General features: G+C 72.5%; 8 protein-coding genes. 2 read left to right on the plus strand and 6 right to left on the minus strand.

The annotated features are described in order from the left end of the window. Positions 1 to 25: 25 nt before the first annotated feature. Entirely contained in the window at positions 26 to 2575 is a 2550-nt protein-coding gene (locus tag L3i22_RS37925) for a DUF6493 family protein (RefSeq protein WP_221322278.1), read from the plus strand. A 137-nt stretch (positions 2576 to 2712) separates the two neighbouring features. Next, the gene (locus L3i22_RS37930) at positions 2713 to 3810 is read left to right on the plus strand and encodes a glycerophosphodiester phosphodiesterase (RefSeq protein ID WP_221322279.1); all 1098 of its coding nucleotides are present in this window, start codon (positions 2713 to 2715) and stop codon (positions 3808 to 3810) included. A 129-nt stretch (positions 3811 to 3939) separates the two neighbouring features. On the opposite strand, the gene L3i22_RS37935 is transcribed toward L3i22_RS37930, so the two are convergent. The 6 genes from L3i22_RS37935 to L3i22_RS37960 form a co-directional block, all read right to left on the minus strand. Next, positions 3940 to 4248: a hypothetical protein gene (locus L3i22_RS37935; protein WP_221322280.1), complete on the minus strand. Its 309-nt coding sequence runs from the start codon at positions 4246 to 4248 to the stop codon at positions 3940 to 3942. 12 nt (positions 4249 to 4260) lie between these two features. After that, entirely contained in the window at positions 4261 to 5625 is a 1365-nt protein-coding gene (locus tag L3i22_RS37940; protein WP_255657479.1) for an inorganic phosphate transporter, read from the minus strand. A 193-nt stretch (positions 5626 to 5818) separates the two neighbouring features. Further along, positions 5819 to 7246: a hypothetical protein gene (locus L3i22_RS37945; protein ID WP_221322281.1), complete on the minus strand. Its 1428-nt coding sequence runs from the start codon at positions 7244 to 7246 to the stop codon at positions 5819 to 5821. Between the two features lie 71 nt (positions 7247 to 7317). Then, complete coding sequence (locus L3i22_RS37950) at positions 7318 to 9351, minus strand: PQQ-dependent sugar dehydrogenase (RefSeq protein ID WP_255657480.1); 2034 nt, start codon at positions 9349 to 9351, stop codon at positions 7318 to 7320. A 38-nt stretch (positions 9352 to 9389) separates the two neighbouring features. Then, positions 9390 to 10295: a sugar phosphate isomerase/epimerase gene (locus tag L3i22_RS37955; RefSeq protein WP_221322283.1), complete on the minus strand. Its 906-nt coding sequence runs from the start codon at positions 10293 to 10295 to the stop codon at positions 9390 to 9392. 161 nt (positions 10296 to 10456) lie between these two features. Continuing rightward, the gene (locus L3i22_RS37960; protein WP_370644279.1) at positions 10457 to 11752 is read right to left on the minus strand and encodes an aspartate aminotransferase family protein; all 1296 of its coding nucleotides are present in this window, start codon (positions 11750 to 11752) and stop codon (positions 10457 to 10459) included. Between the last annotated feature and the right edge of the window lie 3 nt (positions 11753 to 11755).

Here is an 11755-nt window from a genome sequence, read left to right on the forward strand (position 1 = left end):
CGGACCCTCGCTCTAGCTTGTCCGCATGTCCGAACTGACATGGTCATCGATCCTGGAGCGGGCCGACCATCCGGCCGCGCTCGCCGAGCTGCTGCTCGCCGCGGGCGAGCCGGCCCGGCTGGCGTTCGGGCCCACGCTGACCGCCCGGCTCCGGGCCATGCGCCCGGACGACTTCTGGGGTCCGGTCCACCTCGGCCCGGCCGTCGCGCTGACCGCGATCGCCTGCCTGCCCACCGCGGCCAAGGTCGCCACGGTGCTCGGCCGGGCCGACGTGCTGGACTGGCCGGGCGTGCCGGCCGTCCCGTTCGTCGACATCGCCCGGGCCCGGCAGCTGCCCTGGCTCGGCGACCTGGGCCTGCGCCTGGCCCGGCGGATCGGGCCGGCCGGGCCGCTCGTGCCGGAGTGGCGGCTCGTCGCCGAGCTGCTGCGCGAGAGCGGGACCCCGCCACCGGTCACCGTCGGGGTGGTCCGGGGCTGGCTGCGCCACCTGCACCGGCGGCGCGACGCCTCGCCGCCGGCCCTGGCCGGTCACCTGCGCGACGATCCGTGGCTGGACATTCTGCTCCCCGCGGTCTTCGACCTCGACGGCGTCGGCAGGGAGCTCGCCCCGGCCTTCGCCCCGGCGGTCGCGCAGCTGGTGGCGGAGCAGCGGCTGGATCGCGCGACGATCCTCGCCGCCACGGTCGACCGGCTGGCGCGCGGCGACCGGCCGGCCTTCCTGCGGGCGTTCGTGCTGCTCCACGACGAGTTGCGGCCGTCGGCCGAGGAGGCGGCCGGGCACGCGGCGGACTATGCGCGGATGCTGAGCGACGGCCCCTCCGCGGTGGCCGGCCTGGCCCAGCGGGTGCTGCGCGAGGTGGACGCCGCCGGGCTGCTCGACCGGCCGGTGCTGCTGGCGGCCAGTGCGGAGGTGCTGGTCCGCCCGGCGAAGGCGCTCGCCCTGGCCCAGCTCGCCTGGCTGCGGAAGGTGGCCGCCCGCGAGCCGGCCGACGCCGACGCGATCGCGGCGGCGATGGCGGCCGGGTTCGGGCATCCCGCGCTGGACGTTCAGGACCGGGCGCTGCAGGGCATCGGTGACCTCGCGCCGCGGCTCGCCGGCCCCACCCGGTCCGCGATCCTGGCCGCGGCCGGGGCACTGCCCGGCGGGCTCCCGGCCCGGGCGGCGGCGCTCCTGGGCTCCGGCCCTGGAGAGACCGCCGTGCCGGACCGGCTGGCGCCCACCCCGAGACCTGCCGAGCCGACGCCGATGCCACCGCCGATCGCGAGCCCGGCCGAGCTGGTCGAGGAGATCATGGCGCTGCTCCACGAGGAGACCGCGGTCGGCTGGGAGCGGGTGCTGGCCGCGGTGGTCACCTTCGGCGCGACGATCGACCGCGAAGCACTGGCCCCGGTGCTGCCCCGGCTGCCCGGCGGCTTCGGCTGGTCCCGGATGATCTTCCTGGCCGAGGCGATCCGGGCGATCCTGGACGGCGCCGAGGCCCCGATGGCGGCCCGGGTCCGCTGGGCGGCGCTCTACGACGGCACCGACGACTCCCTCCTGCACAACCCGGACGACCTGCTGAAACTCCGGATCGCCGAGGCCGCCGAGCGCTGGTCCGCGACGCCGGTCCCGGTCCTGCTGGCCACCCCGTCCCGGGTCGACGGCAGCCTGGACGCGGCGGTGCTGGCCGACCGGCTGGAGCGGGCCGAGGCGGAGGGCTGGGAGCCGTGGCCCCTCGACTACGAGCAGGCGCTGCTGCGGGTGGTGATCGACCGGTCGGTGCTGCCCCGGGCCGGGCGGCTGACGTCGTCGCGGGGCCGCCAGTTCGCCGCCTGGCTGGCCACCGGTGGCCTGCCCGATCCGGTCAGCGTCCGGTTCGAGCAGCGCGGCCTGGCCGTCCACCGGGTGGTGGCGAGCCTCGACCCGGCCCGGGCGGACGGGCCGGGCCTGGTCCTGGAGGGCGCGCTGACCAGGCTGTCCCCGTCTCCCCGGCCGCAGTGGGGCAGCAGCGGCGACTACTCGAACGACGTGCTGGTGATGGCGATGCCGCACCACCGGGAGGTGACCGCCGCCTGGGCGCTGCCCGACCTGGCCGCGCTCGCCGACCAGGACGCCCGGGACGCCTCGCTGCTGCCGATGCTGGCCGAGGCGGGTGGCCCGGTCGGCCCGGCGATGGCGCTGGCCGTGGTCTACGGCCTGGCCGCCCGGTTCGACGTGGACCGGGTCGCGGCGGTCGACGCGTTCCTGACCCTGGCCGGGCGGCCGGAGCCGTTCGCCGCGGCGGTCGGCGCCGAGCTCGGGGCGCTGGGCCGGGACAATGTGATCAAGCTGCTCCGGGTCGCGCCCGCGCTGGCCGACGCCGAGCGGGCCGGCGCGAGCCACGCGGTCTGGGCGGTGCTCGCCACCGCCCTGCCGATCCTGCTGCCGGCCGCGCCGCGCGGGCTGGCCGACCTGCTGGAGGTCGCCACCCGGGCCGCCACCGCCGTCGGCGCCCGGGCCGAGCTGCCGGGGCTGGCCGCCGTCGCCGACCGCACCGGCGGCGCGCGGGTGATCCGCGAGGCCCGCCGCCTGCGCGACGTGCTGAGGTCACGATGAGCTGTCGAGAGCGACCATTGGCCGGGCGTTCTCGGACACGCCACGAGATCGTCGCTTGGGCGACGAATACGTCACCTGGACTGCGTTTCGGTGATTCCGGCAACCAGGGCCGGACCCAGGACTCCGTGGAGGAAATCGTGGCAGATCGCCGTCAGGTGCTGCGCTTCGGCGCGGTGGCCGCCGCAGCGCCGGCGCTGGGTGGGGCCGTGGCGTCCCCGGCGTTCGCCGACGCCGGGAAGCACAGGCCCGTGACGACGCTGGTCGTCGGGCACCGGGGCGCCTCGGGTTACCGTCCCGAGCACACCCTGGCGTCGTACGAGCTGGCCGCCCGGATGGGCGCCGACTACATGGAGCCCGACCTGGTCAGCACGAAGGACGGCGTCCTGGTCTGCCGGCACGAGCCGGAGATCGGCGGCACCACGAACGTCGCGTCGCACCCGGAGTTCGCCGACCGCAAGCGCACGGTCGTCCTCGACGGCGTCACCGTGACCGGCTGGTGGACGCAGGACTTCACGCTCGCCGAGCTGAAGACGCTGCGCGCGGTCGAGCGCATCCCGGGCACCCGTCAGCACAACACGCTGTTCGACGGCCGGTTCGAGGTGCCGACCTTCCAGGAGCTGCTGGACCTGCGCAAGCGCCTGGTCAAGGAGCTGGGCCGGGACATCGGCGTCTTCCCGGAGACCAAGCACCCGACGTTCTTCCGCAACCTCGGGCTCGAGCTGGAGACCCCGCTGGTCAAGATCCTGCGCCGCAACAGCCTGGACCACCGCGGCGCGAAGGTCTTCATCCAGTCGTTCGAGGCGAAGAACCTGAAGACCCTCGCCGACCACTACCGGGTCGAGGTCCCGCTGGTCTTCCTGAGCAGCGCGGCCGGCACGCCGTTCAACGACACCCGCACCTACGCGGACTACCTGACCCCGGCCGGCCTCAAGGAGCTGTCGGAGTTCATCGGCGGCATCGGCCCGGACAAGAGCCAGATCATCCCGCGCAACGCGGACGGCACCCTGGCCACCCCGACCAGCCTGGTCAAGGACGCGCACCGGGTCGGCGTCAAGGTCATCCCGTACACGTTCCGCGCGGAGAACACGTTCCTCCCCACCGAGCTGAAGGTCGGCACCGACCCGAACGGCTACGGCAAGGCGATCGACGAGCAGATCACCTTCCTGCGCACCGGCATCGACGGCCTCTTCACCGACCAGTCCGACATCGGCGTCCTGGCCCGCAGTCTGGTCTGACCTGCCCCGGGATCCCACGGGATCCGACATGGAGACGGCCCGGCGGTTCGCCGCCGGGCCGTTGCACGAGCAAAATCAAGATCAAGATCCGATTTGGGTACGGCCGGAGCCGCCGAACTCAGCAGCCGCCTACTTGGGGACGATCGTCGGGTAGACGTGCTCGAAGCTGAGCTTGTTCCCGAACCCGGATGCCACGATGAACGTGAGCCCGAGCACCACCCCCGCCACCACGACCGCGAAGAGCAGGTAGCCGAGCGCCGTGCCGAGCGGCCGCCTGGTCCCCGCGGTGACGCCGGTGGTGTTCACCGACGCCTCCCCGGCACCCCAGGCCAGCGACCGGATGCCGAGGGCGAACAGCACCGGCAGCCCGGCCCCGAGCACGAGCCCGGCGAGCAGCACCCGCCACGCGCCGTCCAGTGCGAATCCGAAGTTGTGCATCGTCGTCCCCGCTCAGTTCGCCGCGGCCACGCGGGCCGGGTCGGTCGCCACTGATTCCGCCGCGGCGGTGTCCACGCCGTGCCCCGCCGCCGGCCGCTCCGGCCCGGCCGCACGGCTGTCCGGGTCGGCCGCGAGGCTGTCCTCCGGGTCGGCCGCGGGCTCGGTGAGCAGGCCGGCCGGGTCCGACACCGGCGTCCCGGCGTCCCACTCGTCGTTGACGTTCTCCGCGGAGACGTGCTGCCGGCGCGAGCGCAGCCACATCGCCACCGAAGCGGCGATCAGCAGCAGGAACACCGCGATGGCACCGGCCAGCCCGCCGATCAGGTGACCGATCCACCACATCACGGCGCCGATCAGGCCGGCCGCCGGCAGCGTGATCAGCCACGCGGCGACCATCCGCCCGGCGACCGCCCAGCGGACCGTCGCACCGGGCCGGCCGAGACCGGAGCCGAGCACCGAGCCGGTGGCGACGTGCGTGGTGGAGAGCGCGAAGCCGAGCTGGCTGGAGGCCAGGATCACCGCGGCCGCGCCGGACTGCGCGGCGGTGCCCTGCGGCGGGCTGATGTCGGTGAGGCCCTTGCCCAGCGTGCGGATGATCCGCCAGCCGCCCAGGTAGGTGCCGAGCGCGATGGCCAGCGCACAGGCGACCTTGACCCAGAACGGGATGTTCTTGGTGTCGCTCCAGTCGCCGCTGGCGATCAGCGCGAGCGTGATGACGCCCATCGTCTTCTGCGCGTCGTTGGTGCCGTGCGCGAGCGAGACCAGCGAGGCCGAGCCGATCTGGCCCCACTTGAAGCCGCGCTCGGTGAACCGGGCCGCGATCCCGTTGGTGATCTTGAAGATCAGCCAGGTGCCGGCCGCGGCGACCAGGGCGGCGATCACCGGCGACAGCACCGCGGGCAGCAGCACCTTGCCGACCACGCCGTCGAGCTTCGACCCGTCGCCGTTCCAGTTGACGCCGGCCCAGCCGAGCCCGGCCACGGTCGCGCCGATCAGGCCGCCGAAGAGCGCGTGCGAGGAGCTGGACGGCAGCCCGACCAGCCAGGTCAGCAGATTCCAGACGATCCCGCCGACCAGACCGGCCAGGATGATCAACAGGAGTCCGGACCCGCCGTGGGCGAGCAGTTCGGCCCTGGGCGCGCCGGACTTGTCCTGGATCTTCACGACCGCGTTCGTGACGGTGAGGGCGACCTCGACCGAGAGGAAGGCGCCGATCAGGTTGAGCACCCCGGAGAGGGCTACGGCGGTCTTGGGCCGTAGGGCTTTGGTGGCGATGGAGGTGGCCATCGCGTTCGCCGTGTCGTGGAACCCGTTGGTGAAGTCGAAGGCGAGTGCCGTCATGACCACCAGCGCGAGGATCACGGATGTTTCAGTCACGGGCTGATCGTGAAGGGTCGGACCGCTCCACGGCCAGAGAGCGAACGCAACATGTATAAGATTCCGCTCTCGTTAACCTCACGTTTCCTAAAGTGCACTTCTGCGTAGTTGCCTGACTACTCGGAGCATCTGTCAACATCGGAATCGTGAACTTTGGCGTACATCGGAGCTGTGATCGACGTCATGGCACGGGTCAATCCCGGTGGAGCCTGCGGGCCACCCCGGCGGCCGCCGTCGTCGCGAAGAGCAGCCCCGCACCGATCAGGACGTAGGCGATCCACGCCGTCCAGCCGCGCGGCAGGTAGGCCGACTGCTGCCCCAGGTCGACGACGGGAAGCAGCAGGTCAGCGGCGTAGGCCAGGGCGTGGAACTCGGGCGCCTTGGGCGCCTCGGCCGCCCGCGGCGGGACCGCGCCGAAGACCGCCCAGCCGAGCCCGAGCAGCGCGAGCAGCCAGGCGCCGGCCCGCCGCGGCCGGTAGCCGTAACCGACCGTGAGATCCTGCAGCCAGCCCCAGACGCGGCCGGTCCGGGGCAGCGACTCCCGGCGGCGCCGCTCCCCGGCCAGCCGCACCACCCGGGCGTCGTCGTCCCGCCCGGCGGCCTGATACATCGCGGCCAGCCGGCCGTAGACCTGGGGCCGGTAGCCGCCCGGGTCCAGCCGCAGCCAGCGCAGCCGGTCCTCGACCGGCACCGACCCGGCGATCATCTCGTAGGCGAAGCCGTCCAGGCTCAGCTCGGCCGGCCAGGTCTCCGGGGCGTCGCGGAGCAGGCCGATCCGGGCGTACCGGAGATCGGCCAGCCCCGGAACCGGCCCGCCGAACTCGAAGAGCGCCTCGGCGGTGACCAGGTTCCGCAGGTCGAGGCACTCGCCGGAGCGCGGCTCGGTGAGGATCGTGCCGCGCATCGACAGGACACTGCCGACCACCGCGTTGCTGAGCCGGATGCCACCGGCGACCCGGGTCCCGGAGAAGTCGAGGACCGCACCCACCCGGACGCCCTGCGCCTGGACCGCCCATCCGCCGGGGCTGTCCAGCACGGCGTCCTTCAACCGGACCGACCCGGTGATGTCCGCGCCGCCGAGCAACAGGTCACCGTGGCACTCGAAGCCCTTCTTGGCCAGGATCGACCGGGTCACCGTCAGGTGGGTGGCGTCGAGCGCGATCGGGCCGCCGCTCAACCGGGCCCCGTCCAGCTGCAGGACACCCTCGACCCGGGCGCCGACCAGCGAGATCGGGCCGGTGACCACGGTCTCGGAGAGATCCATGCTGTTCTCGACGACGATCCCCTGGGCTTCCAGGCCCGGGAACTCGCTGCCGTGCAGGGTGAATCGGCGCAGCCGGGCGCCGTAGACGACGATCGGCTCCTCGATCCGGGAGTCACATATGGTCACCGGCACGCTGATGTCGGCGTAGGTGAGCCGCAGCGAACCGGTGACCACCGCGCCGGCGATCCGCAGGGCCGGCAGGTGACCGGGCTCGGCCGGCCGGGCGCCGAGAACCAGCGCGCGCAGCACCTCGGCGCGGACCCGCCGGTCCGGCCGCCCGGCGAGATCGACCCGCTCCCCGACCGTGAACGCCTCCCAGATCAGACGTTCGGTACCGGTCAGATCACTGAGGTCCATGTCGGACAACGTAGCGGCATCTGTCACTGGGAGGCACCGGGCAGTGCCCCCCAGTGACAGACGCGGGACGGTCAGGTGGTCGGGGTGAGGACGACCGTGGCGGAGCCGGTCTGGGGCGGGGTGCCGGTGTCCGTGTAGGACGCGACGAAGACCGCGGTCAGGTTGTCCGCGCCGGCGTGGCCGGCGTCGACGAACGTGGTGATCGAGCCGGTGCAGCCCGACGACGTCGACAGCGGGTGACCGTGCTGGTCGTGCCCGAGGATGTACGTCACGGTCACCCGCGCGCAGTCCACCGGGGCGTCGTCGGCGACGGTCACCTCGTAGGTCACCGTCTGCCCGAACGAGAACGGCTGCCCGGCCACCGGCGTGACGAACGTGACCTGCGGCGCGGCCGTCCCGACCGGCAGGATCACCTCGGCGGACGCCGACCGGCCGGTGCTGTCGGTGACCTTCAGGGTCGGCCGGTAGTTCCCGTTGGCCACGAACGTGAAGACCGGGTTCGGGTCGGTCGAGTCCACCCGCCCGTCCGCGTCGAGGTCCCACGCGTAGGTCAGCGCGTCGCCGTCCGGATCCACCGTCCCGGCGCTGGAGAACCGCACCATCAGCGGCGCCTGCCCGTTGCCCGGGTTCGCGCTGGCCCGCGGGATCGGGGTGCGGTTCCCGCGGACGTAGTCGATCCGGGCGAGCTGGGCGTCCGGGTTCTCGCTGAAGTACCCGTCGCCGTACTCCAGGACGTAGAGCGCGCCGTCCGGGCCGAACTCCAGGTCCATCGGGTTGTCGAAGACGATCTCCGGCAGCACCGGGTCGATCCGGGTCACCTGGTTGCGCCGGTCCAGGTGGAACGCCTTGACGTAGTCGCGGGTCCACTCGGCGAACAGCGGCAGCCCGTCGAACGACGCCGGCCACTTGACCCGCGACCGGGAGCGGGCGTCGTAGTCGTACGCCGGCCCGCCCATCGGCCCGATGCCGCCGGTGCCCAGCTCGGGCCAGGCGGAGCTGGCGCCGTACGAATAAATGATCTGAGCCGTCGCCACCGGCGGCAGATCGCGGAGGCCGGTGTTGTGCGGCGAGTCGTTCTTCGGATGGCGGCAGTCGAACGGCGCGCCGGAGACCCCGGTGGCGAAGTCGTAGTCCACGTAGGGCAGGTCCGGCGACACGCAGTACGGCCAGCCGTAGTTCGCCGGCTTGTCGATCGCCATCCAGCGGCCCTGCCCGGCCGGCCCGCGCAGCGGATCGGCGGCCTGCGCGTCCGGCGAGTAGTCGGCCAGCAGAACCATGTCGGTCTGCGGGTCCAGGGTGAACCGGAACGGGTTCCGCAGGCCCATCGCGTAGATCTCCGGCCGAGTCTTCGGCGTGCCGGGCCGGAACAGGTTGCCACGCGGGACGGTGTAGCCGCCGTCCCGGCCGACCCGGATGCGCAGCAGCTTGCCGCGCAGGTCGTTGGTGTTGCCGGCGGTCCGCTGGGAGTCGAAGGCCGGGTTGCGGTTCGCCCGCTCGTCGAGCGGCGCGTAGCCGCTGGAGAAGAACGGGTTGGTGTCGTCGCCGGTGGACAGGAAGAGGTTGCCGGCCCGGTCGAAGTCGATCTTGCCGCCGACATGGCAGCACATGCCCCGATCGGTGGCCACCTCGATGATCTTCTGTTCGGTCGCCAGCCGCAGGGTGTTGCCGCTCAGCTTGAACCGGGACAGCCGCATCACGCCCTTGAACGGCGCGAAGTCGGCGGCGGTCCCCTCGGCGGGCGCGTCACCCTCGTTGACGGCCGGCGTCGCCGGGTCGTCGACCGGCGTGTTCAGCACCGGCGAGTAGTAGAGGTAGACCCATTTGTTGTGCTCGAAGTCGGGGTCGATCGCGACGCCCTGCACGCCCTCCTCGTCGTGCAGGTAGACCGGGATCTTGGCGGCCAGCACGTTGCGGCCGGTCGACGGCTCGTGGATGCGTACCTCGCCGGAGCGGGCGGTGTGCAGCACGCGGCGGTCGGGCAGCACGGCGAGCGCGATCGGCTCGCCCGGGAAGTCGTCGAGGGTGACCTTCTGGAAGTCGGACGAGGGCGGCAACTCGTGACCCGGATGGGCCACGGCCACGGCCGGGGTGGCCAGCACGACCACTCCGGCGACAGTGCACAACTTTTTCCCGAAAGACGACATCAAAACCTCAGACCTGCGAGGTACGTGTACCCGCGCCGAGCCGTGACCAGGGCATCCGCCGGCGTCCGCGGGGGCGTCCCGGCGTCGTCCCGCTCCACGATGTACTCGATCAGGCCGGCCTCGCGGGACCGCTGGAAGATCCGCCCGAAGTCGATCAGGCCGTCGCCCGGGTCGGCGAAGCTGCCGCCCACGTTCAGGTCCTTGACGTGCACCTGCTTGATCCGGCCGCGGTGCTCGGCGATCAGATCGACCGGGTCGTGCGCGCCGCGGAACGCCCAGAACAGGTCCACCTCCAGGTGCACCAGCCGCGGGTCGGTGTCATGGGTGAGGATGTCGAACCCGGTCCGGTCGGTCCCGTCCTGCCGGAGGAACTCGGCCTGGTGGTTGTGGTAGCCGAAGTCGAGCCCGGCCCGGCGGGCCAGCTCCCCGGCCCGGTTCAGGTCGCGGGCGAAGGCCCGGTAGACGGCGGCGTCCCGGATCGGGCCGGTCGCGCCCTGCCCGAAGAACGGGTGGACGATGAACTTGTTGCCGACGATCGCGGCGTCCTCGAGCGCGCGCTGCCAGGTGGCGGCGTCGAACGGCTGCGGGATGCCGACGTGGCCGGAGGTGGCGCGCAGACCGGCCGCGTCCAGGGCGGCCCGGAACTGGGCGGCGGTGCGGCCGACGAAGCCGGCGTGCTCCACCCGGGTGTAGCCGATCGCGGCGAGCTCGGCGAGGCTGGCCTCCAGGTTGAGCGCCAGCTGGTCGCGCAGCGTGTAGAGCTGGACGCTGATCTGGTCGGTGGGCACCCGGTGCAGAGCACCCCCGCCGTGGGCGGTGGCGGCGGTTGGAGCGGCGATCGTGGTGGCGGCGCCGGCCGCGGCGGCGGCACCGAGAAGTTGGCGGCGGCTGAGTGACGGCTTCATTGCGGCCCCCTCTATCGATAAATCGACATGCGTGGGCGACGTTACCGAGAGGTTTCGTTCCGAGTGAAGCCAAGTTTCTTCAGAACAAGCGAAAGTTCGCGAGCCGACGACAAAACATCAGCGCCCGGCGAGTCGCCGGGCGCTGATCAGAAAACGACAGGTCAGGCGATGCGCGACTCGGCGTCGGCGGTCGCGATCGCGTCGATCAGGATGGCCAGACCCTCGCGGGCCTCGTCCTCGGTCAGGGTCAGCGGCGGGCCCAGGCGCAGCACGTTGCCGTACAGGCCGCCCTTGCCGACCAGCAGGCCGTGCTCGCGGCAGAGGTCGAAGACCCGGACGGTGGACGCCGGGTCCGGCTCGGTGGTGCCCGGGCGGACGAACTCCAGCCCGATCATCAGGCCGCGGCCACGGACCTCGGCCAGAATGCCGTACGAAAGCTCTCGCAGTCCCTGGAGCAGCAGCGACCCGGTCCGTTGCGCATTGCCCTGGAGATCGTGCGACAGCACGTAGTCGAGGACCGCGTTGCCGGCGGCGGCGCTGACCGGGTTGCCACCGAAGGTGGAGAAGCTGATCGCCGGGACCGCGTTCATCACCTCGGCGCGGCCGACCACCCCGCCGAGCGCGAACCCGTTCCCGATCCCCTTGGCGAAGGTGATCAGATCCGGCGTCACGCCGTGCGCCTGGTAGCCCCAGAAGTGGTCGCCGGTGCGGCCCCAGCCGGTCTGGACCTCGTCGGCGATCAGCAGGATGCCGTGCTCGGCGAGGACCTTCCGGTACGCCCCGAGCAGCCCGTCCGGCCCGGCCACGAACCCGCCGACGCCCTGGATCGGCTCGGCGATCAGCCCGGCCACGTCCCCGGCGGTGACCGTGGCGAGCACCTCGCGCAGGTCGTCGACGGCCGCGTCGAGCAGATCGTCGTCGGACATCCCGGCCATCCGGCCGCGCAGCCGGTCGGAGGAGGCGAGCCAGTGCACCGAGAGCGGGCTGAGCGAGCTCGACGACCAGCTGCGGTGCCCGGTGACGGCCATGGTGGCGAACGTCCGGCCGTGGTAGCTGTTCTTGATCGCCAGGATCTGGTTGGAGCGGCGCGCGTTCGTGGCGAACAGCAGCGCGGACTCGTTGGCCTCGGTGCCGGAGTTGGTGAAGAAGACCCGCGCGTCCGGGATCCCGGACAGCCGGGCGATCTTCTCGGCCAGCTCGACCTGCTGCCGGATCAGGTACAGCGTCGAGGTGTGCGCGACGCCGGTGTCGAGCTGGCGGCGGACCGCGTCACTGATCTCGGCGATGTCGTAGCCGACCATGGTGGTCAGCACACCGCCGAAGAAGTCCAGGTAGGTACGGCCGGTCGCGTCGGTGACCCGGCGGCCGGAGCCGGCGACGATCTCCAGCGCGTCGTCGCCGTAGTACACCGGCATCCAGGCCGGCAGGACAGCGCGATGACGATCCAGCAGGGACATCAT

Source organism: Actinoplanes sp. L3-i22 (assembly GCF_019704555.1).
Lineage (GTDB): Bacteria > Actinomycetota > Actinomycetes > Mycobacteriales > Micromonosporaceae > Actinoplanes.